Genomic DNA, 24452 nt, shown 5'->3' on the forward strand with positions numbered 1-24452 from the left:
CGCCCTTAGGTAAATTCCCCGATCGGATGTGGGTATCAGATCTGCTCGGTTAGCTGCACGCGCTACATGACAATCCACTACGCCAAGGCAAAAGGCAGGCCACCACTTTGACTCACTGCCTTGAGTGCCAGTTGCTTGCCCATGCTCAACTCATCATTGCTCATGGTCGCCATGAGATACAGCCCAAGGTGTTGAAACGCCTCTGCCACAAATGGCCGATCTTGGCCTTGCCGCGCCACCCCGCTCATTGCCTTGTCCAGCGACAGACGAGAAGTACTGGCGGTAGCCCGGAAGTAATCCTTCAAAGAATTTCTAGTTGCCACAGAGCCTTCTACAGCAAGAACGAGTCCGGGATTCATCTTGCTGGAGTTGTTCGCCGCCCTAATCGGTGGCTGAGTACGGCAAGAGCAGCGCGGCAGCGACGCGCCCCCCCACCCACGAAGAAAGATAGCGCCATCTACCGCAAGGAAGTTAGTTGGCACTTCCTGAACTTGTGGAGTGATTGCTGATTCTTCGTTGAGCGTGGGGCGATTTCTTGGCTTAGATTGCCGCCCTCAACTTGCCGCCTTGGGATAAATATTTCTTCACCATCAAGTACCTACGAACGGGGCGATTTCAGGTCGTCAGGCATGTGTCAGTTTTCTCGATTCGTGTCCCTTTGCTTTCGCTTGGGCTGCCGTAAGATCGTTCGACTTGACCAGCTGTGGCTCAAGTGCATCTGCGCTTGCCTGCTGAAACGCGATATCTTGGCAAAGCGCGGAAACATCGCCCTGTCTGCAGGCATTATTCGACGCCTCTTGCGCATCTCCGAAATCGAGGCGTTCGAGATCAGGCCACGTTTTGACCGGGTAAAGCTCGACGTTCGGCACGTACCATCGTCCGGCGAACTCAGGGCCTGCGCATCGACCAGTCGACGGCCGCATCGAACAGCGCGAGTCCGTCCGGACTCAGATTCGAAAAGGTGTCGTTGTCCAGAAACAGCGCCGCACGGCGCGCGGGCGCGACGAAGTCGTAATCCATCGTGGCGCCCTTCTCGTAGCCGAAGACCACCGCCTTGTCGGGTTCCCCCGGTAGCGTTGCGATCACGCTGGCGGCCCTGGCAGGTACGCCCCAACCCATCATCACGTCGCGCGGATAGACATAGGTCTTGCCATTCCGCAGGCCACCTGCAAGCGGATGCGGTGCATTGATGATGCGGATGTAGTGCTCTTTCTCCACCTCACCGTAGTCCACGCCCTTCCGTCGTCCGGTCAGGCGCAGCGAATCCATCAGATCGTTCTCCCAGGTCAGCAGCGGCACCGCGACGTTTCTGAAGCCGGTGTCGGCCATCTCGCGAGACTGCACCACCGAGGACAGCACCACCAGATCGAAGCCCTGCGCCTTGGAAGGGTCGACGGTCTGATCGAAGAAACTCACCTTGCAGCCAAGCCGCTGCAGATGGGTGGCAACGGTTCTGTCGGCGCTCAGACCGTGTTGCTGGACGTCGCGCTGGCGCTCGGTGGCGCCTGGTACCTCGTCCAGACGCGTCACATAGAACACGCGTTTGCCAGCCAGGTTCGGACTTGCCGCCTGGACCACTACTGACTGGCTGCAAAGACCCACCAGCACCATCGATACCGCGATGGATTTCATGCGCACTCGCATCGAGACAGCCTCTCGCATCAGAAGTCGAAGGTGGCGTTGAAACTGATCGTACGTGGCAAGCCCATCGCCAATTGCCCGCTGCCAGCCGCGCTCCAGTAACGTTTGTCGGTCAGGTTTTCCACATTGAACTTGAACGTGGTCGGCACGCCATGCAGCCGGGTCGCGTAGGCAGCGCCGGCGACGTAGGTCGTATAGCCGGGAATGCTGGCGCGGTTCTGGTCATCGATCGGCCGCGATGCCAGTGCGAATCCGCCTGCGCTCACCGACAAGCCTTCCAGCATGGGCACGCGATAGTTGAAGAACAGGCTGGCGGTGCGCTCGGGCGTGTTGTTGGGCGTATTGCCTTCCAGGCTGGCAGTGGTCGCCTGCACGATCTGGGCATCCAGCAGCATGCCCGACACCGCCGCCGACAGGTTCTCGGTCAGGTTGCCTTGAACCGAAAATTCCAGCCCCCGATAACGCGAGCGTCCGTTGAGCGCATAGACGCCGTTGTCGTCGGTATCGGCCGAGGCCTGGTCCAGGCGGAACAGCGAAGCGGAAAACAGCGTTCCATTGTCCATGCGATAGCGCGCGCCCACTTCCTTCTGGCGGCTCACCGCCGCCGGCAACGCCTGGCCTGCGTTGACGGCGGCCGACCGCGCCGTACCACCCGACTCCAACCCTTCCACATAGCTCGCATACACAGATGCCTTGGGCGATAGCCTGTAGGTCACGCTAGCCGACGGTGTGGTGGCACTGACGTCGTAATCGGCAGTCTCCAATTGTCGCGTGCCGTAGCGCGCATAGCGCAACGCGCCGATCAGCTGCCAGCGGTCGCCGATGCCGATCCGATCCATTGCATACACGCCACTGTTGCGGATGGTCTGCTCCAGGAAGCCGCGATCGCGCAGCGTCGTCTTGGATCCGGTGGGCGCGCGGATCAGGTCGACAATCTCCATAGGGTCGTACAGGTTCTGCGCTGCGCGATACATGAAGGTGTTGAAACTGGGTTGATACAGCTTGTTGGCATCGACACCGATCTGCAGGTCGTGGGTCACGCTGCCCGTGCGGAAGCTGCCTTCCACGTTTGCCCGCGCATTGCTGTTGGTGTACTCCTGCCCTTTCTGGTCGGCTCCATAGACGCTGCCCTGGCCGGTTCGTAGCGAGTAGTTGTCGAAGATCCACAGCCAGCGGTCGCGCCGGGTGACCGATTCGCCCACGCTGAAACGCGCCGTCCAGGCACTGTTGAGCGCGTACTCGCCGCTGAGCAGATGCGTGGTGGCGTCCGACAAGGTGTCCTTGCCCTTCATCGACAGCAGGATGCTGGGATCGGGCATGCCGGGGAGCGTGATCACGCCGCCGACGGCCGCAGGCGGAACCACCGCGGCCTGCTCGGTGATGCGAGCGCGGATGCGCTCGACGTCGTAGTGCAGGCTGAAATCGCTGCTGACGTCCCAATCCAGCGCAGCGCTGAGCATGCGGCGGTAACCGTTGTCGTCCTCGATCGGCAGGTGGATGTTCTGGCTCAACGCATTGACCCGGACACCGAACTGTTGATGGCTGCCGAAGCGACGGCCGAGGTCCACGTGCAGCTGCGCCGAGCCTTGGTTGTCGCCGGACAGCGACAGCGAGGTCACCGGCGCGACAGTGGCGCGTTTGGTGACCAGGTTGACCACCCCGCCCGGGGTGACGAAGCCGTAGTACAGCGCAGCCGCGCCCTTGAGCACTTCCACCCGTTCCTTGTTTTCCATCGGGATCGGCACATTGTTGTCGAACGGCAGCACACCGTTGAACAGATAGCTGGAACGGTTGTCAAGGTTGATGCCGCGGATCGAAATCTGGTCGTAAGCCACCCCACTCTGCTGCTGGCGCACGACGCCGGCAACGTTGCGAAGCGCGTCGTAAAGACCGGTGGCGCCCTGTGCATCCAGCAGATCGCGCGAGACCACATTGATATTGGCGGGCACATCCAGCATGTCCAGGCCGCGATACGGCCCGGTCTGGCTGTCGGGAACGGTGAATCCGTTCTGGCGCAGGCCAACCACCCTGACGGTGTCCAGATCGGCCTGGACTGACTGGGTCGAGCGCTCAGGCTCAAGTTCGGAAATTGGCGATTCGGAAGCAGACGCAGGCGTTGCTGCCAGCAGCGCTAGCGCAAGTAATGAAAGACGCGGAAACATGGCTGCCTTGCGGGGAGGACAGGAAAGAGAATCCAGCCCATAAATGCGAATGGTTCGCATTATTGTACCCTCAAGCGGGTCGCCTGCCAATCCAGAGACGGATCTGTTCGTGTCGCTTCGTCAGTCAGGTTGACCGCCTCCCGCCTCAGACGCTCGCAGAACAGGAAAAAAAGATCATCGAACGCTTGGTGCCCTTGATTCATGCGCGTTCGAGTTCGGTGATGAACCGGTCGCCCCGTCGTGCTCAGCCTAAGCCTGTCATGGCGTGGCAGCTCCCACGAGAGTTTGGAATGGCCAACCGGAAATTTCTCCCCCGCTACTAGGTTCGCACCGCTACTCCACACCTATTGCAGCCGAATCCGGCCGGCGCGGATCGGCGGAGCCGAACGCGGATCCATCCGGCGCGATCTCGATGGATTGAATGCTGGTCTGGGTGATGAATGGCTCGACCCGATGGCCCAATGCCTCCAGCCTGTCCAACGTGTCCGGCGACAGCGCCAGCTCGTAGGAAATGGTGCCATCGCGCGCAGCGTTGATGCGCGGGCGCGCAGTGGCCTCGGCGATGTTGAGTCTGAAGTCGACCACATTCACGATGAACTGCGCCAACGCCGAGATGATAGAGCCACCACCTGGGGTGCCCGCCACGATCCATGGCTTGCCATCCTTGAAGGCAATGAACGGAGTGATGGTGGTCGCCAGGCGTTTACCCGGTGCCGGCGCGTTGGGCGAGTTCTTGGGACCACCCCAGGCGAAGTTGCCCAACGAGTTGTTGAGCAGGATACCGGTACCGGGAGCGATCACCGCCGCGCCGAAATTGTTGCTCAGCGTATAGGTATTGCTTACCGCGTTGCCTTCAGCGTCCACCACCGAGTAATGCGTGGTATCAGGGCTTTGCTGAAGCAGCTCCCCCGCCTTGATCTCCTCGGCTGGCAGTGTGCGCTCAGGCGAAATCAGCGCGGCGCGCTGGTATGCATACTTCTTGTCGAGCAGCCTTTCATTAGGCGTGTTGTGCTGCGGGGGGCCACCGGAGAAGGCACTGCGATCAGCACCGGCCAGGCGTGTTGCCTCGGCAATGAGGTGGTATGCTTTCGCGCTGCCGGCGTCGGCCGGTTGCAACGGAAATGGCTCGATCAGGTTGAGCAGTTGCGCCAGCGTGGTACCTGACGAGGGCGACGGCGCCAACGCCAGCTCCACGCCGCGATAAGTGGAACGCACCGGTTCCAGCTCGCGCACGCGATAGTTGGTCAAGTCCTTGGCGCTCAAGATTCCGCCGTGCTTGCGGCTAGCAGCGACGATGCGCTTGGCGATTTCCCCCCGATAGAACGCGTCGGCACCATCGCGTGCAATCTCACGCAGCGACCAAGCCAGGTCCGGCTGGCGCAGGAGCTCGCCGGCGACGTAGCTGCTTCCATCAGGCTTGAAGAACTGCGCACGGGTTTCCGGCGTGCGCCAAAGCGTGGGCTTGGCCCAATCCAGGATCATCGCCTCGTCGTCGGACAGGCGCACGCCCTGTTCGGCGAGCTCGATGGCTGGTTGTACCAGACTCGCCCACGGCAACCTGCCGTACTTTTGGTGTGCCGCATAGAATGCCGCGACCGTGCCTGGAACGGCCACGCCTTTCCAGGAGATCGACGCGCCTCGTTCGGGTTTGCCGTCGCGACCCAGCAGAAGCTTGGCGGTGGTCGCTGCCGGCGCCGAGCCATAGTAATCAAACGCAGTAGTGCGACAGTCCTTCGCCACGTAGATGACCAGCGCTCCGCCGCCACCCAGGTTGCCAGCGCGTGGCAAGGTCACCGCCTCGGCAAGGCCAACGGCGATGGCTGCATCGATTGCGTTACCACCCTCGCGCAAGATCCGGGCACCCACCTCAGACGCCGGTCGGCTCTGGCTGACCACCACGCCCCCTCGGGCGTGCAGCGGATGGTGGATCGGCTGGTAGCCGCGTGCGTCGTCGACGTTGCCCTTGCGTGTGACGGTGTTGGGTACATCGGCGAATGCCGAGGGAAGTACAAGCAGAAGCAGCGCAATCCACGGTGCACGGCGGCAAGCAGACGGGAAAGGCGTGGAGGCGTTGCGGGGCATCGGTGATCCTTGGTTTGCGAGACGATCAGAAGGCATGACGGACACTGGCGTACCAGTAGCGGCCGTAAGGCTCGTACAAACTGCCTAAATAACCGGATGCCGTAGCCGCCAGCGGTGGCGTTTCGTCGGTGAGATTGCGCACTCCGAGACGCACGCGGGTGCCGGCGGCCTGGTCGCGGCCAAACGCGTACTGCACGTACAAGCTTCCCGTCGTCGTCGCGTCCACCCGCCACGGGCGGCCGCTGCTGTCGATCAGGCCGGTATCGTCTACTGCTCCAACGTATTGCACGAACGCGCCGGTGGTGAACTTGCCGTACTGCCAGGTCAGCGATCCCGACCCCTTCCACTCGGGAGTACCGTTCTGGCCGATCAGGTCACCGCCGCCGGAGATGCTTGTTCCAGCATTCAGTTGATCGGCATCGCGAGCGGCGATCAGCGCCGCGATTTCAGGTGACGGGTCGCGGTAAAACTCCAACAGGCGCGTGGCCGACAAATCGACCTTGAACGTGCCTGCGCGATCGGTGCCCTTCTGCCAGCTGGCGTTGAAGTCAAGCCCACGGACGGTCTGCGGGCGCAGGTTGACATACTGGTCCTTGACGTAGATCACGGTGCCAACAGGTGCCAGTCCCGTGCCGGCTACAGCTGCGGCGTCGTCAGCGGTGGGTGCGGCGCGAATGACGTTGGGGTTGCTGCTGCCTTGGGTGCGCAGCAGGTAGTCGAGGATGAGCGCGTTGCCCTCTCCAAACAGGCCGATGATCCCGGTCTGCTCAACGCTCCAGTAATCGGCGCTGAAGCTGAAGCGGCCCAGACGCGCATTGCCGGGTGTCCACAGCAGCCCGGCGGTCCACGACGTGGACTCTTCCGGGTCCAAGTCTGGATTGCCGCTGCGCTGAGCGGTGGCCACACCGCTGCGCGAGCAGTTGGCGAAAGAGCTGATGCGCCCGGCGCGCAGGTCGGCCTCGCATAGCACCCAATCGGTGCGGGTGTTCCCACGGGTGACCAAACTGGCATTGACCTGCTCCAGATTGGGCGCACGAAACCCCTCGGACCACGAACCGCGCACGCGAAAATCGTCGAACACTTCCCAGGCGGCCGCAATCTTCGGCTTAGCCACATTGCCGAAATCACTGTAGCGCTCGAAGCGGCCGGCCAGTTGCACGTCAAGCGAGCGAACCAATGGCACCTCCATTTCCGGGGATACCAGCGGCGCGGCTAATTCCACATAGGCCGACCATACGTTGCGCGAACCGCGGGTATCGGGCGTGGGGCTGACGCCGAACAAGTCGGCGGTCTGTACCTCGCCGGTCACCGCATCGACGAAACCGAGACTGCCGTCCACGCGTGCGTCGCGGTCATCCAACTGGCTCTCGCGTCGAAACTCGATACCCGCTGCGGCACCGACGTCGCCGCCTGGGAGCTGCAGCAGATCGGTGCGAGAGAGCTTGAAGTCACCCAGGGCAAGGGTGGTGCGGCTGCGTCGGGTAGACGCTACGCGAATCGCCTCCTGCGCGGCTTGACTACTCGGCGTGGCATCCCCGCCCGTGGCAGGAAACAGCAAGTCGCCGCCGTTGAACGGGTTGTAGGCGTCCGGGGTGGACAATGCCAATTGACGCTGTAGCGCCGTAGAGCTGATGCCGTCCTGGCGATCCACGACTTGCGCTTGGGAATAAAGCAACGCGCTGTCCCAGTCCCAGCCGTTCCAGTGTCCACGCAGGCCGCCGAGTATGCGCGCCTGGGTGTTCTCCACCTTGACCAGGGTCGGGCCAAGGTCCATGAAACGGTAGTTATTGAGCGTGACAGGCAACCCCGATGCAGGGATGTTCAAGCCGGAAATCCGGTTCGGATTCGGACTGCCGTCGGGCAACGTAATAGCTCCGAACGGGTTCCAGTAGTTACTGGCGGGAATGGTGACCTTGGTGGACCCGATGGTGAACACTGGGCTTTGCAGGGCGCGGGTATCTGCTTGGTACCAGCCCAATTCACCGTAGGCTTCCACGTCGTCGTTGAGTGCGTAGTGACCGGTCACAAAGACGTTACGGCGCACAAGCGAAGGCAGCAGCGAAAGCGGATACGTAGCGCTGTCGTATCGCAGGTTGCGATCGGCTCCGGCGGTGGCACGTGCGCCATCATCTACGCATAGTCCCTGGGCCAGTGGTGCAGCGCAGCCGCCATTCGTGCTCGGCTGGATATGGAATGCGCCGGCCGCACTGGTCAACGCGTTGCCGTTGCGGGTGACGCGACCGAACGACGATGGCACGGCCAGGTCTGCCCACGCACTCAACGTGTTGCGCATGTCGAGGCTGCTGACTCCTTCAAACCGCGTGCCCTCGAACAGTGGCCGCTTGTCACTGGACGCGGCGTAGTCCAAATCACCGGCGGGCAAGTCGCTGCGGCGGGTCTGGTTGAGGAATACCGATACATTGCCCCTTCCGTCGCGGAAGTCCCAGCCGTAGGCACCGCTGATGTCGCTCTGGCGCAGGCTGGTGCCCTCAGCGCCGCCGTACCGCAGTTCCAGCCAGCCGCCCAGCAGGTTGTTCTGCAGCACATTGTTCACGACGCCGCCTACCGCATCGGAGCCATAAATGGCCGAGGCACCGTCGCGTAGCACTTCGACGCGGGACACGCCGGCCACCGGAATAGCATTGGCGTTGTAGGTCAGGACCGGAACCAGGTTGTCATCGGCCTGGCTGCCTGGGTGCACCACGGTGCGGCGGCCGTTCAACAACATCAGCGTGTTACCCACACCAAGACCTCGCAAGTCGACCGAACCCACGTCGCCGCGCGAAAAGTTGCTGCTGGTCGCACCATTTGTGGGGTTGAACGACACATCGCCCATTTGCGGAATAGTGCGGTACAGCTCATCACCGCCTGTGGCACCGGTGGCATCCACCTGCTGACGATCGAGCGAAGTGACCTGGAGTGCGGCTGCGGCCGAACCACCTTGGATCTGGCTGCCAACAACGCTGACGCTGTCCAGGGTCTTGGCGCTAGGAGTTTGTATTCCGGAAAGATCGGTTGCCGGCCCCTGGGCATGTGCGGCTAACGAAAGAGCAGCTGAAACGGCAGCGGCGAGCGACAAGCGCGTGTGCAACATCAAAAAGGTCCCCACATCCAGATGCGTCGATCTGCTGCGACGCGTCATTGGATCTTAGTAGCCCATGCGTGCTTTCTTCAGTTTCCGATCATTGCCGATAGTGATGTCGATATGAGTTAGTGGCCTGCCACCGGATGCCCATCAGAGCGTTTTCGAACGGACTTTCCTCCGACATCTTCTTTGGTCGGGCACCTGGATTCTCTCCATATCCATGGTCGCCACACTCGCTAGTGCGTCGCGCAGCAGACTATTGAACTTCTCTTGGCTGAAACACCGCTTCTCGTCTTATCGATAGTTTCTAGCTCTAGCGCCACTCGATCCGCTAAAGATCAGCCTCCACGTTGCTCGATCGCAGAATGCGACCTGCGATCGAGCAGGCGCTCTCGCTGATTCATTGACGAGTGCTGTATGGATGCAATCAGCAAACGTGTCAGCCAGCGATCGTAAAAACCGATCCCGAATCCACTCTGATACCGGCGCCGTTGATGAAGCTGGCGCGCTCGGAGCACAGGAAGGCAACCGCCGAAGCCACTTCCTCCGGGCGGCCACGTCGCTTGAGCACCATGCCGGGACGTTCTTCGTCCAGGAACGATTCGATTGCCTGCTCGAACGTGGTCCCATTCTCGCGTGCGCGCTTTTGCATCATCTTGTCGGTCATCGGGGTTGCGATGAAGGCGGGCGACACCGTATTGACCAGCACGTTGTCCGCTCCGTAGGCCTTGGACAGGCCCTTGGCCAGGCTCAGGATTGCTGCCTTCGATGCGCAATAGGCCAGCTCGTCCACGTAGGGCTGCACGGCGTCTTCCGACGCGAACAGCACGATCCGGCCCCATTGCTTGCGGCGCATCGCGGGAATGGCCTGGCGACACATGCGCACCGCGCCCATCAGGTTGATGTCCAGCGTCTCGAGCCAGCCGGCGTCGCTGACCTCCAGAAAGTCGCCGGTTGCGCCGGTGACGCCTGCTGCGTTGATGTAGATGTCGGGGTCGCCCAGTTGTTCGCGCACCTGCGCCCAGATGGCGGTGACGTCCTGCTCGCGGGTGACGTCGCCTTCGATGGCGATGATCTGCCCCAGGCCCGACAGTTCCGCCACTGCCTGGTCGAGCGTGCCGTCCGCAAGATCGGTGATCGCCACGCGCACGCCGGCTTCGAGCAGCTGCCGCGCGGTTTCCTTGCCCATTCCCGAGTCGCCGCCACTGATGAGGGCGATCCGATTGTTGATTCCGAGATCCATGCTGAACTCCTGGTGGTAGAGAGAGGTGGGGATAAGCGTGCAATTAGCGGGCGAGAAAGCGCTCCGCGGAGCGCAGGCCAAGTGCCATCTGCGTCAGCGCGGGATTGGCTGCCAGTGCACTTGGAAAAATCGAGTTGTCGCAGATGTAGAGGTTGGCGATATCGAATGCGCGGCCGTCCGGGTCCACCACGGCCTGCTCCGGGTCCGTGCCCATGCGGCAGGTGCCCAGCGTGTGTGCGGAGCGAGCGGCGGCGAAGATGCGTTGGGCACCGGCTGCCTCCCAGATTGCGTGCAGCGATGCGCGCGCGTGGGCATCAATCGCACGTTCGTTGGGCCCGTAGCTGAAGTCGATACGCGCCTTGCGCTGGCCGAAGGCATCGCGCTCGTCGGACAGGGTCAGCCGGTTGCCGTCCTGCGGCAGGCAGTCGCCATTGATGCCGATGCCGGCCAGGCGGTTGTAGCGCGCCATGGTCGTTACGAGCTCCCTCCCCCACATGCCTGCGCCACGTGCCAGGGTGTTGGCCAGGGTGATCGGCTGCACGCCCAGGCTCTGCACCAGATAGCCCCCGATGAAATCGGCATTGGCCGGGCGCAGCATGTCCTCGGTGATCAGCGACGAGGGGTAGCCACGGTTCATGCGCATGTCTGCATCGAACTCTCCCCACACCTGGGTGGCCACATGCGCCATGAAGTTGCGCCCCACCTGGCCGCTTGAGTTGGCCAGCCCCAGGTTGAGCAGCAAGCGCGGTGTTTCCACGCCGCCTGCGCACAGGAACAAGCTCGTGCAACGCTGGCGCAGTTCGCGTCCGTTCTGTTGATAGACCACCGCGCTGACCATGCCCCGGGCGCCGCGCTCGATGTCGATGACCCGGCAATCGGGTCGCAATTGGGCGCCGTGCGCGCGCGCCAGCGGCAGCCAGGTGGTATCGACGCTCACCTTGGCGCCGTTGCTGCACCCCTGATGGCAGGCGCCGCAGTTGTTGCAGGCCGCGCGCCTGCCGTGGTGCGGCTGCGCGTGCGCCCTGGTCACCAACGCGGCAGGCGCATCGGTGGCGGTGATGCCAAGCGTGCGGCAACCGCGCTCCATCGCGTTGGCCGACGCATTGCGTTGCGGCGGCGGATAGGCGTAGCTGCGCTCGGGATCCCACGGATAGTGCGCCGGCCCGGAGACGCCGATGAACTCCTCGACGCGGTGGATATAGGACAGCAGCTCTTCATGCGCGATCGGCCAGTCCATGCCGTGCTGCCCGGTGTGCGTCGACAGGCTCAGATCGCGCTTGTCCGGACGCGGGCAAAAGGCGCCCCAATGCAGGGTCGAACCGCCCATGCCCGAACCGGAATTATTGGCGCCAAACGCGGTTGGCGTCTGCCCGCCGCTCAGGCGCTCCTCCATCCAGTAGATGCCGGCCGTCAGCTCATCGGGCAGATGGGACGTGGGACTGAAGGCCGCACCCGCCTCCAGCACCACCACCGAGAGACCTCGTTGCGCGAGCCGTGCGGCCAGCGGGCCGCCGCCTGCCCCGCTGCCTACCACCACCACATCGACTGCGGCGTCGTGCACGCCCGGGCTCATCGCAAGCCTTCGGCAGGAAGCTGCCAGGCTTCCTGCCGGTCGGCTGCGGTGTGCTGATAGCCCGGGCTGTCGAGACCGGCACCGCCAACCGCGAAGCCGTCGTATCCCAGTGCAGCCATCGTGGCGGGAAGGCTGACCCAGGTCCGCACGGCTTCGGCGCGCACGTCCTCGAACCAGTGCGCCAGCTGCGCTGCATCCAGCCCGTGCGCCGAAGGATCGCCGGCCATCGATCGCGACACCTGACGCAGCCATTTATCCTGCATCTCTACGGGTAGACCAGCAAAGCCGGTCGTCAGCGCGTCGAGCGCGTCCAGGCCCAACGGCACCGCAAGCCGATCGGGTGGCAACGCTGCATGGCGCCAACCATCTCCCGCACCTTCGGCAAGCTGGATATCGATTCGTCGTGCAATCTCGCCCGCATCGCTAGCCCCATCCAGGACACGTGCGACGACTGCGCCGAGTGTTCCCAGTTGATGCTGGCTCAGCACGCCTTGCGCACCGGCGGGTGGGCCGGCATGCCGACTGAGCAGCAGCTTGCGCATGCGCGGGGCAACCCGCTCCATATTGAGCAGCGTGACGAAGTCATCGGGCAGGCATTTGCCCACGCTGCGATCCACATGCGCTGCGATCAGCTGGGCCAGGTGTTGCGGTTGCTCGTACGGGATCAGATGCGCCGCATCAGCCACGACGGCGATACGCGCATGGTGATAGTGCGGCGCGTTCAGCGCTGTTTGCGCGGCTTCGCCCAGGTCGCCATCTTCATTGCCGGCGATGATCATCGCGGGCACCTCCACGCAGCCTGCCTGCGCGCTTAAGTTCTCGCGACTGGCATGCGCGAGCCAGGCGATCCATGCTCTCGCACTGGTTCGCAGCACATCGTCGACAGCTGCGTCCCTGACCGGTGCTGGCAGCGCCATCGCACAGTTATCGTCGATGAACTGCTCCGCCTCTTGCCGCGTGGGATGGCCGTTTTCGAACCAGGCAAGCATCGTACGTCGGCGAGACTCATCCATCGGCTCGGGCGCCGGTGGCGACGCAGCGACCAGGATCACGCCGGCCAGGCCGGCAAGCCCGGCCAGGCCATCGCGCGCCTGCGCTGCTGCCAGGGTGGCGATCTTTCCGCCCATGCTGTGCCCGATCGCGAACCAGCACGTCGGTTGCCGCCGAATCACCTCTTCGACAAACCAGGCAACCAGTGCGGCGGTGTCGACATGCTCGATCGGCGGCGCCTCTCCAAAGCCGGGAATATCGAGCGCCACACAATCAAAACGCGCTTCCAATCGCTGGATCACACCAGACCACTCGTTGCTGCTGGACCCAAGGGCGTGCAGGAAGAACAGCGTCGGTTTCGCCATGTAACACCTCTATCCGCCAGCGCACATGATGACCGGCGTTTCGTCCACGGCTCGTGCAGATGAGTCCGACGCCTTGTGGTGGCCCAATACCTCACGCCTGTCCCCCAAAACCGCCCGCTGCACCCTGATTGGCGTGCTTGCAAAGCGGCAGATCGGCGTCACACGTGCGGCCCGGTTGCACGGCCCGGTACGTTCCCGTACCACCGCGACCGCATCGGGTCCAACCGATGAGCATCGGCACCTGCATGGCTCGTCCGGCACCTCTTGAAGCGACAGTCCCCCTCACACCAGATCGCGATAATCCTGCAGGATCACCATCACCAACTGGCTGCGAGAACGCACGTCGAGCTTGTTGAACAGCTGCTGGAAGGTCGCCTTGATGGCACTCTCCGAACTGCCCAGCTGGCGTGCGATCAACTTGTTGGACTGCCCACGCAGCAAGCCACGCAGCACTTCGCGCTCACGGTCGGTGAAACTGGGCCGGCTTTCCTGGGTACCCTGTGCGACCAGCGATTGCAGATAACGCTGGTCGATCAGCACCCGGCCCATCGCCACCGCATGGATGCTGTCGATCAGTTCATCGGTGGAAACATCCTTGCGGCAGATGCCGGACACCCCGAGCCGGATCAAGGCCAGCGCGTCGCGCTCGGGCAGACCGGCGGTGACGATCAGCGTGGCGGGGCGGCTCGCCTGTTCGGCCTGACGCCGCATGTAGTCCAGTGCGTTGTACTCGCCCATGTCGTAGTCGAGGATGACCACGTCCGGCGTCAGCGACGCGATCTGTACGATGGCCTGCGCCAATGCGCCGGACTGCCCGACCACCTGGAAGCGGGCGTCGGCACCGAGCAGGCGCAACAGGCCTTCGCGGAACAGCGTGTGGTCGTCCAGCAGGTAGAGGCGAACCGGTTCACGCCGTGACTCATCCATCCCGCGCCTCCACAGACGGTGCATGCGCCAACGGCAGATGCAACTCGAAGCAGGCGCCCTCGCCACCGGGCGCATAGCGCAGCAGGCCGCCCTGGTTGGCCATCAGCGCACGCGAGATGTACAGCCCCAGGCCGGAGCCGTCGCTGTCGCTACGGAACGGCTGGAACAGGCGGCCCGGATCGGCGATGCCCGGTCCGGTGTCGCGCACACTCAACACTGCGCGCTGCTGTTCCAGGCGCGCACTGACGATCAACTGGCGGCGTTGCGGTGGCAGCGCCTGCGCCGCGCGCAACGAATTGCGCGCCAGATTGAGCAGCACCTGCAGCAGCGCGTGGCGGTCGCCGTGCACCGACGGGAACTCGGCCGGGACCTGGATCACCAGCTGGCCATCGACGTCCTCCCAGTCCGAGCGGATGATCACATCCAACTCGCTGCACAGCGTCTGCAGCCGCGTTTCATGCGCTTCGTCGGGCAGCTGCCGACGCAGGTTGAAGGACGCCAGCTCCATCAATGCCGCCACCAGGCTGCGCAGCGCGGCCAGATCCGGATCTGCGCCAATGCCAGGATGCCGCGCAAGGTTGGAGGTGACCACGCCCGCCGCCGAACACAGGTTGCGGATCTCGTGCGACACCGCGCCGGCCAGCAGGCGATTGTTCTTCAGCACATCGTCGAAGTGCGCCGACTCGCGCGCGCGCACTTCCTCGCTGGTGTCGACCAGGATCGCAGCCAGGTGACGCTCGGCGCTGTCTTCGTAGACCGAGAACCAGGTGGTGGCCGGAAAGCGGGTGCCGTCGCTGCGGCAGCCCCAGGTGCTGGCCGAAGTGCGCATGCCGTCCAGATTGGCGCTCATACTCAGCGCATCGTCCAGCAGCGGCAGGAACTCGCGCACCGCGCGGCCCTCCAGCCCGCCGTCCTCGGCCATGTCCAGGATCTCGTGCGCGGCGCGGTTGGCCGCCACGATACGGCCGTCGCCGGCCACCGTCAGCAACGCCGCCGGACTGCTTTCGGCGAGCAGCCACAGTTGCCGCTCCAGCCGCCGACGCAGCCGCTGTTCGGCGCGCAGCTGCACGTAATGGGCCAGGATCACCCGCCGAGTGCGGCTGATTTCGGCCACGAGCAGACCACAGCCGGCATAGGCAATCGTCGCCATGAAGAAGCGTAGCGCCTGTTCGACCACTATTTCGTCGGTCACGAACAAACCACGCAGCACCGCACAGGCGATCGCGGCGATGACGATGTCGCGCCGCGACAATACCGTGGCCGCCAGCACCACCGGCAGGATATAGAGCAGGCCCAGCGACACGCCCAGGTGCGAGTACCATTCCGCCCACACCAGCAAGGCCAGCATCGCCAGCGACGCCCACAGCGTCGGGCCGCGATTGAGCTTGACCACCTGCCCGCGCCACTTGAATGGCAGTCTCAGTCTGTCCATTGCCTACCCATGCACGTGCGTTGCAATGCCGCTCCTCTGTGGCTGTGGTCGAAGCCACAGCATCGTGGCCGGGCGTGTGGATTTCACCCTATCGAAAGATAGCCTGCCCGCATCGTTCGGACGGTGCTTGCACTGTCCAACGCTGGCGCAAGGATGGCAGACACGACCGTGGAGGCTGGGTGTAATGCATCCACCCCACGTCCATGTTGTCTCTCCCATGATCACCCGCGATACGTTTCCGCTGCGACGCATCTGGCCCAAGACCTATAAACGCCTGCTGGTATTGCTGGCGTTCGACTGCGCCGTGGCCGTGCTCTATACCTTCTTCGACTGGCAGTGGCTGTCGATCGAAGCATTGCCGCTGGCCCAGCTCGGCTCGGCGCTCACCATCTTCCTGGCGTTTCGCGCCAATGCGGCCTACGGCCGCTGGTGGGAGGCGCGCCAACTCTGGGGCGCGCTGGTGAACACCTCGCGCGCCATCGCGCGCCAGGCCCTGACCGCGCTGGATGTGGATCCGGCCGACCCACGTCGGGCCGGGCTGCGCGACGACATCGTGGTGCACCAGATCGCCTTCGTGCACGCCTTGCGCTGCCATCTGCGCCGGCAGAATCCGTTTCCGGAGCTGGCCGGGCTGCTCGGCCAGGCACGCGCGGACGACCTGCGCGGCTACGCCAACATCCCCAACGCGCTGACCCTGCGGCTGGGCCAGCAACTGCAGCAGGCGCGCGACTGGGGCATGCTCGACAGCCTGCGCTGGTCCTCGCTGGACGCCAACCTCACCACACTGGCCAACATCCAGGGCGCCTGCGAACGCATCAAGAACACCCCCCTGCCGCGGCAGTTCTCTTCGCTGCCGCGCACGCTGGTGAACATGTATTGCTGGCTGGTGCCGCTGGGCCTGATCGCCGGCATGGGCCTGGCCATGCCGATCGCCTCGGTGCTGATCAGCTTCACCCTGATCGCCATCGACAGCGCCAGCAGTGCCATCGAAGACCCGTTCGAGAACACCGTGCACGACACCCCGATGACCGCGCTGTCGCGCGGCATCGAACTGACCCTGCGCGAGATGCTGGGCCAACGCGTACCGCTGCGTGAAGTGCGTGCCATCGACGGTTTCATCTACTGATCTTGGAGACAGCCATGCAAACCACCCCCACCCACCTGATCTTCGCCACCAATTTTTCCGAGACCTGCCATGCCGCCATCCCGACCGTGGCGCAACTGGTGGACCGCCTGCGCGCACGCCTGACCATCCTGCACGTGCACGCCAAGGGCAAGCGTGCGCAGGCCCAGCAGTCGCTGGATGCGTTCTTTGCCGAGGCCTCCAACTACCCGGGCTGCGAGCGTGCACTTGCCGGCGGCCCCGCCGCTGCCGGCATCGTCTCGTTCTGCCGCAGCCGCGACGACGCGCTGCTGATCATGCCGCCGTCCGAGCGCACCGGCCTGCCGCGCCCGCTGCATGTGTCGCTGCGCGCGCGGGTGCTGCAGCGCGTGGCCACGCCCATGCTCACCCTGCCCTATGCCGATGCGATCCCGCGCGATGGCGCCGTCGGCGGTCACGTCGCCTGCTGGATCACCGGCCGCGAAACCAGCCTGGAATCGCTGCGCGATGCCGCCGCACTGGCACGCCGCCGCGGCGCCGACCTGCACCTGCTGCACGTTGTGCCGGAGATCAGCGAAGGCCTGTTGGTCGACAGCCTGTTCAACGACAAGCCGCTGAGCGAAGACGCGGCCGCCAGCTGGCTCGGCGACCTGGTCCAGCAACTGCCCGACGAGGACCTGCGCGTGCGCATCCACGTGGCCGTCGGCAACCCGCGGCGCGAAATCGCCGGCCTGCTCAAACGCGCTTGCGCCGACGTGCTGGTGGTCGAACACGACGCCGTCGTCCGCCGCGGCGTCTGGCGTTCGTCGCTGCAGTCCGCTTTGGCAAAAACGCCGTGCGTGCTGATCTGCCTACCGCCGCCCCATCTGCGCCGCCCGATCCTGGGCAACGGTGGCGATCACGCAACCACCACGCCCAGCCGCAGTCTCGCAAGACGGCTATTGCGCGTGTGAGCCGAGCCGAGCGCTGGGCGAGCGTCTGGCCAGGTCTCTGAAGTTGTCAGCTACGCGAGGGAATACGTTCCGCGCCCCGACGCACCGCTGATCGCGAGGCGGTACCGCGCAATCATGACCAAGCGGCTCGTTCCCCAGGCCGTATTTGAGGACGCGCACCTGCACTTATCAGCGGTGCGTCGACCAGTCTATCGATCGAGTGCGTTAGCAGCTGCGCCTGGAACTCTGCGGCGGATCTTCGCGGGCGATAGTGCGTCAGCTGGCCGCTACGCAGGCTGGCCCGCACCCGCAGAATCCAGCGCCCTACCCCGTCAACACAAGCGACCCATCCGGATACCTGTCGCCCATGAAGTCCACGAACGCGCGCACCTTCGGCGCAGCCAGACGCCTGGACGTGTGCAGCACCCACAGCGCCGGTTCCACGCCAGCGATCGTGCCCCATTGCACCAGTTCGCCGCGCGCGAGCTGGTTCCATGCGATCGACTGCGGAAGAAGCGCAACGCCACCGCCTGCAATCGCTGCGTCGCGGACCATCAAAAACGAGGAAAACCGCAGTCTTGGAATGGGTTCCAGGATCAGGCGTCCGTCATCGAGCGTCCATGTCGTCGGTTGGAAGCTCGACGTCACCACCGCGGAAATCGGTGCGACCGCGTTGGCGGTTGGCATGGCGATGCCGGGTGCGGCCACCACAACCAGCCGATCCCTGGCAAAACAGCGCCCGACCAGGCTGCTGTCCGGGCTGGGGTTGATCCGGATGGCCACATCGAACTGCTCTTCCACCAGATCGACCGTGCGGTCTTCTGCCACCACCTCGAGCGTGATCTCCGGATAGGCCGCGCAGAACTCTGCGCCGATGCGTCCCATCGCCAGTTGCGAGAACAGCACCGGCGATGCCACACGCAAGCGTCCGCGTGGGCTCGAGAGCCCCTCGCGTGCAGCTGCCATGGCCTCGGCCACCTCGCTCAACGGCACTTCGGTGCGGTCCATCAGCAGCTGCCCGGCGTTGGTAAGCCTGAGGCCACGTGCGCTGCGCTCGACCAGTCGCACTCCCAGCTGCTCCTCCAGCTCGGCGATGCGGCGCGACAAGGTCGCCTTCGATCTGCCACTGGCACGGCTTGCCTTTCCCAGGCCCTGGTTCGCTGCGACCAGGGCGAAGTCGATCAATGCATTGAGATCCATGGTGTTCCACATTTGAAACCAGGCGTCTACATCTTGGCGTCTTCGTATTAGCCATGCAACGGCCTATCGTCTCGTCACCGCAACGTCAGTTGTGGCGCAGGTGTCGCGCTGACGCCCTTCCATCCACAGCAGGAGATTCACATGAGCATTCTCGTTACCGGTGCCACCGGCACCATCGGTTCCCTCATCACCCAGGGCCTGGCCGACGCAGGCGCCGAGGTCAGGGCACTGGTGCGCCAACCCGGCAAGCGCGCCTTCCCGGCCGGCGTCACCGAAGTGGTTGCCGACCTCACCGACGTCGCGTCGATGCGTGCCGCGCTGGCGTCGGTGCGCACCCTGTTCCTGTTGAATGCGGTCACTCCCGACGAAGTGACGCAGGCGCTGATCGCGCTGAACCTTGCCAAAGAAGCAGGGATCGAACGCGTCGTGTACCTGTCGGTGATCCATGCCGACAAGTTCACCAACGTGCCGCACTTTACCGGCAAGCACACGGTCGAGCGCATGATCGAAAGCTGCGACATTGCTGCAACGATTCTGCGCCCGGCGTATTTCATGCAGAACGAGGCGATGATCCAGCAGACGATTCAACAGTACGCTGTCTACCCGATGCCGATCGGTTCGACAGGTGTGGGGATGATCGATGCGCGTGATATCGCAGACATCGCGGTTGCCGAGTTGCTGCGACGCGACCGCGCGCCCGCCGCACTTGAGCGTGTCACGCTCGAACTGGTTGGCCCGCATGCGGTGACGGGTAGCTCCGCCACGAAGGTCTGGAGTACGGTGCTTGGACGCGAGATCGCCTACGCGGGCGATGACCTGGCCGCTTTCGAAGCGCAGATGGCTGCCCATGGCCCATCCTGGCTGGCCTACGACATGCGCCTGATGATGGCCGGCATCCAGACATACGGCATGCGGGCGACCGATGGCACGGTGGAAAAACTGCAGGCCATGCTGGGACGTCCGCTGCGCACCTACGAAGACTTCGTGCGCGAGGCGACAGCCCGGGCCTGAGCGCAGCTGGCGCGACAGGCGCGGCGATTACGGCGCAGGTTGTCATGCCGCTGCATGGCACCTGCGCGCCTGAGGCAGACTATGCAGATGGACAGGATTCGGCGGTATCAATCTCAGGACTTCGATGGGTGCATGGCGCTGTTCGATGCAAATGTGCCGGCGTTCTTCAGTGCCGGGGAGCGTGCCGACTTCGCCGGCTTCCTGACCCATCACGCCGCGGCGTGGCACTACCAGCTGCTCGAGCGCGACCACGCCATCGCTGGTTGCGCCGGCTACGCGATCGGCGCCGATGGCACAACGGCGAGCTTGTGCTGGGGCATGGTCCACCCGCGCCTGCACCGTTGCGGCCTGGGGACGCAGTTGCTCCTGGCCCGGCTCGACGCATTGCGTCAGATGCCGGCTGTCCGGCGCGTCATACTGGATACGAGTCAACACACCCGGCAGTTCTATGCCCGCTTCGGCTTTGTCGTGCAACACGTGACGGTGGATGGCTATGCGCCCGGGCTGGAGCGGTGGGACATGGCGCTCGATCTGTCGTCCTGTGTGCCGCGTGCAGGCCGCGCCCGGCAGGCAAGGTAGCGGCCTTGTCCACCGCGGACCGACGCCCGAGCAGTCTTGCAGACACCGAGCCTTGCCATAACGCCGCTTTTTCAGGCTGGTCACCGAGCGCGCCTATCGGACACTACTCTATGGGCACTTCCTACGAGCGATGCAGCATCCCTAGCGCGCTGCGTCCTTTTTGACCTGGGCACGCGCAAGCACGCTCGCCGATACCAGCAGGTCCGGCAACTCCTGGCGGAAGGCCTCGGCTTGCCCCGCCTGCAGCACCCCGTGAAGGCTTGTGTTGTCGAACACCGGCCTGCCCTGTAGGAAGAAACCGTCGCGGCCTTGCACGACGAAATGGAAACAAGCCTGCCAGCGCGGATCCGGGCTGGCCGACAACTGCACAACGACCTCGCTGCCGGCAGATGCTGTGCCTGCCGGAGTGACCGTGATCGTTCGCGCGGTGATCTGGTGACTGCTGTTCATGGCGAACATGATCACGCCTGAGGCGTGGTGGCGGAGTGAGTTGGCGATGGCCTGCGACATCGCCTCGGAGCGGCGGCGCGGTGCCGGCGCTTCGGCTCGGGCATGGGAGGAGTGGCCCGCCAACGGCTCGGTGTCCGCACCGTCATCGCACTGACGCCCGGTGTGGCCGCGGTGGGGGGAACCTGAGGCCGTTTCGGCCGCACCAGCGCCATCCATGCGGCGATGCTCAGGCTTGCCTGCCGACTGCGGCAGTGCCGCGCGATGCGGCAAAGCCTTGCCGTTTGGCGGCCCATGCCACCGCCAGCGTGGCACCAAGCAGCACCAGCAGGACGGGCGCAAACGCACGCACGCCGAACTGGTCGAGCAGGATGCCGCCCACAAGACCGCCACCGGCAATGGCGGTATTCCAGGCGGTGACCAGCATCGATTGGGCGACATCGGCATCGGCACCGGCCGAAGTGACCAGCGCCGTCTGGAACAGAGTCGCGCTGCCGCCGAAGGCCAGCCCCCACGCCCCGACCGCTGCGTAGACGATGGCCGGCATGTCGCCGGCCAGGCCCAGCGCCAATGCCGCAGCGCCGAACAGCGCCGTGCTGCTCAGCGTCAGCACGCGCAGATGGCGGTCGATCAGAACGCCCACCAACCAGATGCCGAGCACGGACGCGCCGCCGAATACCAGCAACACCAGGTCGATACGGCCTGCCATGCCGGCTTGCGCCAGAAACGCGGCGATGTAGGTGTAGAGCATGTTGTGCGCCAGCACGAAGGCCAGCACGACCACCAGCACCGACCGGATGCCGGGCAGCATCAACACGCTCCCGAGACGTTGCTGCCCGCCTTTGGGCTGGCCTGCAAAATCTGCCAGCTGCAGGCGCACCCAGACCATCAGCAGCAGGGCCAGCATACTCAGGATGCCGAAGCACACACGCCAGTCCACCAATGTGCCGAGAAACGCGCCAGCAGGCACGCCCAGCGACAGTGCCAATGGTGTGCCGACCATTGCCACCGCAATGGCACGCCCCTTCTGATGTGCCGGTACCAGCCGCGCGGCATAACCCGCCAGCAGCGCCCACAGCAGCCCGGCCGAGACGCCGGCCAGAAAGCGTGCCAGCATCGTCAGTGCATAGCTGGTGGACACGGTGGTGACCGTATTGGCGATGGCGAAGCCGGCGATGGCGGCCAGCAACAGCGGACGGCGAGCAACGCCCTGTGTGGCGACGGTCAGGGGGATCGCGGCCATCAACGAGCCGATCGCATAGATCGTCACCGTCTGCCCCACCCAGGCTTCGGAGACCCGCAAGCCGTTTGCCATCTGCGGCAGCAAGCCTGCGGGCAGCGCTTCGGTGAGGATGGTGATGAACGCCGCCATGGCCAGTGCCAGCAGTGATGCCAGCGGCAGACGATCGTTACGAGGCGACCTCACTGCCCTGCCCTCACTGCGGCATACACCGCATCACGCAGATCGGTGACGAAGCGGCCCGACATGCCTTCGTAGAGCGTATTGGTGAAGGCGACCACACTCAATCCTGCCGCTCGGTCCACGCACCAGGAATGACCGTAGGCTCCACCCCAACGCCAAGTCCCTGCGGACTCGGGCGATGCGGCAAGCGCGGGGTCACGCAAGACCGAGAAACCCAGCCCGAAGCCAAGCCCGGGAAGATCCGGCAGGGCGGCGCCACCCGTGTGGTCGCGCGCCGCCTCCTGGATCAGCCTGTCAGGCAGCAATCGGCCGCCACCGGTGCGCAAGGCTTCCAGCAGCCGCAGGAAGTCACCGGCGGTCCCCACCATGCCCGCCCCACCGGAAGCAAACGCACCCGGATCGAAACCACGCGCCGGGCTGTAGGCGATGCCGACTGCACCCTCGAAGGCGGAGACGGTTTCTCCTTCCTCCAGGCGATGCGGCCGCGGCCGATCACTGACGTATGCGGTGGTCATCCGCGCCACATCGGAGGTGGAAAAGTCGGTGTCCGACATTGCGAGTGGTCCGGTGACCAGGGTGCGCACCGCCTCGTTCAACGGGGCATCGAGCACCCGCTCGATCAATGCACCCAGCACGTCGCTGGCCAGCGAGTAGCCCCAGGCCGTGCCTGGAACATAGAGCAAGGGCACGCTGGCGATACGGCGCAGGTTTTCCTCCAGGCTGACGCCGGAGGCATCCATACCGTCGGACACGCCGGCCAAGGCATAAGGCCCGTTTGCGTCGGGCTCGAGGAAACGGTAGCCCAGCCCGGCGGTATGGCTCAGCAACTGCCGCGCGGTCATGCGCGCGCGGCGGCCATCGGCCAGCCGTGGCTGGAAGTCGGGCAACCAACGCGCGATGTCCGCGTCGAGGTCCAGGCGACCTTGCGCGACCATTACCAACGCAGCCGTCGACACGATGGGCTTGCTGACCGAGGCAAGACGAAACAGCGCATCCACGCGCATCGCACGGCGGCTTTCCCGGTCCGCCCAGCCGGCCGCCTGGCGATGCACCAGCTCGCCGTTGCGTGCAACCAGCACCACCGCCCCGACCAGACGCTGATCGTCCAGTGCATGCTGCACGACAGCCTCGATTCGATTGGATGACACGGAAGTGCCCAGGTCCGGATGCCGCGATGATGGAGGCGTGCTCATGGGAGTGCATTACCGGTGACTGATCCGTGCAGGTTAGACAGCCTTTGACTGCAGAAAAACCGGGGTACAGTTCCTGATTGTGCGGACGCTGATGTCCGCAATGAGGGATGCAGTGGACAGTCTCAGCGGGTTCGTGGTGTTCGTGCAGGTCGCCGAAACGCGCAGCTTCGTGGCAGCGGGCCGGCAGCTGGGCGTCTCCGCATCGGCGGTCGGCAAACGCGTGGCGCGGCTGGAAGAAAAGCTAGGCGTGCGTCTCTTCCATCGCAGTACGCGCAGCGTCACGCTGACTGCCGAAGGCGTGCTGCTTCTGGAGCGCAGCCGCCGCATCCTTGCCGAGATCGAGGCTGCGGAATTGGAGCTGTCGCAAGCGACCGCGACACCGCGTGGACGCCTGCGCGTCAGCCTGCCGCTGGTTAGCTCGCTGATGCTGCCGGTGCTCGCCGAATTCATGCGGCAGCACCCCGAGATCGAACTGGACCTCGATTTCAGCGAACGCATGGTCGATGTGATCGAGGACGGCTTTGACGCGGTGGTGCGCACCGGCAAGCCCAGCGATTCGCGCCTGTCGGCAAGGCGCCTTGGCCGCTTCCAGATGATGCTGGTCGCCTCGCCTCACTATCTGGCGCAACGTGGGGTGCCGCGCGTGCCCGGCGATCTGCTGCAGCATGTCTGCCTGCACTACCGCTCTCCAAACTCGGGAAAGCTGGAAACCTGGCCGCTGCGCATGCGACGTCATGACACCGAACTGGTGCTGCCCACTGCGATGATCTGCAACAACATCGAGACCCGGGTGCATTTCGCGACACAGGGGCTGGGCATCGCCTGCCTGCCGGACTTTGCCATTGGTGATCTGCTTGCAGACGGACGCCTGCTGCCGGTGCTGGCGGATCACGTCGAGCGGACAGGCGTATTCAATGTACTGTGGCCCGCAAGCAAGCATCCGTCACCGAAGGTGCGCGCGTTTGTCGACTTTCTCTGCTGCCGCGTGTTCCCCGACAACGCAGACACGCCGCGCAAGCGAGCCAGGCAATGAGACGCGCACCGACACTGCAGTGAATGGTGCCC

At 64.4% G+C, this 24452-nt stretch carries 20 protein-coding genes; 5 read left to right on the plus strand and 15 right to left on the minus strand.

The genetic code is table 11. The features are described 5' to 3' along the window. Window positions 1–77: 77 nt before the first annotated feature. From FHT08_RS18560 to FHT08_RS18610, 11 genes are all read right to left on the minus strand, one after another. Window positions 78–359 carry a hypothetical protein gene (locus FHT08_RS18560; RefSeq protein ID WP_146096314.1) on the minus strand — a complete coding sequence of 94 codons (282 nt, stop codon included), beginning with the start codon at window positions 357–359 and terminating at the stop codon, window positions 78–80. Window positions 360–623: 264 nt separating this feature from the next. Then, window positions 624–869 carry a hypothetical protein gene (locus tag FHT08_RS18565; RefSeq protein ID WP_166776269.1) on the minus strand — a complete coding sequence of 82 codons (246 nt, stop codon included), beginning with the start codon at window positions 867–869 and terminating at the stop codon, window positions 624–626. A 19-nt stretch (window positions 870–888) separates the two neighbouring features. After that, window positions 889–1632: a hypothetical protein gene (locus FHT08_RS18570; protein ID WP_166776282.1), complete on the minus strand. Its 744-nt coding sequence runs from the start codon at window positions 1630–1632 to the stop codon at window positions 889–891. A 29-nt stretch (window positions 1633–1661) separates the two neighbouring features. Next, window positions 1662–3803, minus strand: a complete 2142-nt coding sequence (locus FHT08_RS18575) for a TonB-dependent siderophore receptor (RefSeq protein ID WP_104537365.1) — start codon at window positions 3801–3803, stop codon at window positions 1662–1664. 333 nt (window positions 3804–4136) lie between these two features. Next, window positions 4137–5885, minus strand: a complete 1749-nt coding sequence (gene ggt, locus FHT08_RS18580) for a gamma-glutamyltransferase (RefSeq protein ID WP_166776284.1) — start codon at window positions 5883–5885, stop codon at window positions 4137–4139. A gap of 25 nt (window positions 5886–5910) precedes the next feature. After that, entirely contained in the window at window positions 5911–9027 is a 3117-nt protein-coding gene (locus FHT08_RS18585; protein ID WP_208409138.1) for a TonB-dependent receptor, read from the minus strand. 382 nt (window positions 9028–9409) lie between these two features. After that, window positions 9410–10213: an SDR family oxidoreductase gene (locus tag FHT08_RS18590; RefSeq protein WP_166776286.1), complete on the minus strand. Its 804-nt coding sequence runs from the start codon at window positions 10211–10213 to the stop codon at window positions 9410–9412. A 43-nt stretch (window positions 10214–10256) separates the two neighbouring features. Beyond that, window positions 10257–11786 (minus strand): GMC family oxidoreductase, encoded by a 1530-nt coding sequence (locus FHT08_RS18595; protein WP_166776288.1) that lies wholly within the window; start codon window positions 11784–11786, stop codon window positions 10257–10259. After that, window positions 11783–13141, minus strand: coding sequence for an alpha/beta fold hydrolase (locus FHT08_RS18600; RefSeq protein WP_166776290.1), 1359 nt, complete (start codon window positions 13139–13141; stop codon window positions 11783–11785). Before FHT08_RS18600 ends, FHT08_RS18595 begins: the two co-directional genes overlap by 4 nt. Before the next feature lie 282 nt (window positions 13142–13423). Then, on the minus strand, window positions 13424–14068 hold the full coding sequence (locus FHT08_RS18605; RefSeq protein ID WP_166776292.1) for a response regulator transcription factor: 645 nt from the start codon (window positions 14066–14068) through the stop codon (window positions 13424–13426). Then, a complete protein-coding gene (locus FHT08_RS18610; protein ID WP_166776294.1) occupies window positions 14061–15500 on the minus strand; it encodes a PAS domain-containing sensor histidine kinase in 1440 nt (479 codons plus the stop codon). The genes FHT08_RS18605 and FHT08_RS18610 overlap by 8 nt, the downstream gene beginning before the upstream one ends. A 217-nt stretch (window positions 15501–15717) precedes the next feature. Here FHT08_RS18610 and FHT08_RS18615 point away from each other — a divergent pair, with 217 nt between their 5' ends. After that, window positions 15718–16626 carry a bestrophin family ion channel gene (locus FHT08_RS18615; RefSeq protein ID WP_166776296.1) on the plus strand — a complete coding sequence of 303 codons (909 nt, stop codon included), beginning with the start codon at window positions 15718–15720 and terminating at the stop codon, window positions 16624–16626. Window positions 16627–16640: 14 nt separating this feature from the next. Further along, window positions 16641–17555: a universal stress protein gene (locus FHT08_RS18620; RefSeq protein WP_166776298.1), complete on the plus strand. Its 915-nt coding sequence runs from the start codon at window positions 16641–16643 to the stop codon at window positions 17553–17555. A gap of 303 nt (window positions 17556–17858) precedes the next feature. Here FHT08_RS18620 and FHT08_RS18625 read toward each other — a convergent pair whose 3' ends face one another. Beyond that, window positions 17859–18734 (minus strand): LysR family transcriptional regulator, encoded by an 876-nt coding sequence (locus tag FHT08_RS18625; protein ID WP_166776450.1) that lies wholly within the window; start codon window positions 18732–18734, stop codon window positions 17859–17861. Window positions 18735–18875: 141 nt separating this feature from the next. Here FHT08_RS18625 and FHT08_RS18630 point away from each other — a divergent pair, with 141 nt between their 5' ends. Then, window positions 18876–19745 carry an NmrA/HSCARG family protein gene (locus FHT08_RS18630; RefSeq protein ID WP_166776300.1) on the plus strand — a complete coding sequence of 290 codons (870 nt, stop codon included), beginning with the start codon at window positions 18876–18878 and terminating at the stop codon, window positions 19743–19745. Between the two features lie 132 nt (window positions 19746–19877). Further along, complete coding sequence (locus FHT08_RS18635; protein WP_208409139.1) at window positions 19878–20324, plus strand: GNAT family N-acetyltransferase; 447 nt, start codon at window positions 19878–19880, stop codon at window positions 20322–20324. 141 nt (window positions 20325–20465) lie between these two features. On the opposite strand, the gene FHT08_RS18640 is transcribed toward FHT08_RS18635, so the two are convergent. The 3 genes from FHT08_RS18640 to FHT08_RS18650 all read right to left on the minus strand — a co-directional run bounded on the left by FHT08_RS18640 (window position 20466) and on the right by FHT08_RS18650 (window position 23315). Beyond that, window positions 20466–20774 carry a hypothetical protein gene (locus FHT08_RS18640; protein ID WP_166776454.1) on the minus strand — a complete coding sequence of 103 codons (309 nt, stop codon included), beginning with the start codon at window positions 20772–20774 and terminating at the stop codon, window positions 20466–20468. Window positions 20775–21000: 226 nt separating this feature from the next. After that, window positions 21001–22197 carry an MFS transporter gene (locus tag FHT08_RS18645; protein WP_343204165.1) on the minus strand — a complete coding sequence of 399 codons (1197 nt, stop codon included), beginning with the start codon at window positions 22195–22197 and terminating at the stop codon, window positions 21001–21003. Continuing rightward, complete coding sequence (locus FHT08_RS18650) at window positions 22194–23315, minus strand: serine hydrolase domain-containing protein (RefSeq protein WP_343204166.1); 1122 nt, start codon at window positions 23313–23315, stop codon at window positions 22194–22196. Before FHT08_RS18650 ends, FHT08_RS18645 begins: the two co-directional genes overlap by 4 nt. A gap of 172 nt (window positions 23316–23487) precedes the next feature. Between FHT08_RS18650 and FHT08_RS18655 the strand changes: the two genes are divergently transcribed. Further along, window positions 23488–24420: a LysR family transcriptional regulator gene (locus FHT08_RS18655; protein ID WP_208409147.1), complete on the plus strand. Its 933-nt coding sequence runs from the start codon at window positions 23488–23490 to the stop codon at window positions 24418–24420. The last annotated feature ends 32 nt before the right edge of the window (window positions 24421–24452 follow it).

The organism is Xanthomonas sp. CFBP 8151 (assembly GCF_011761885.1).
Classification (GTDB): domain Bacteria; phylum Pseudomonadota; class Gammaproteobacteria; order Xanthomonadales; family Xanthomonadaceae; genus Xanthomonas; species Xanthomonas arboricola_B.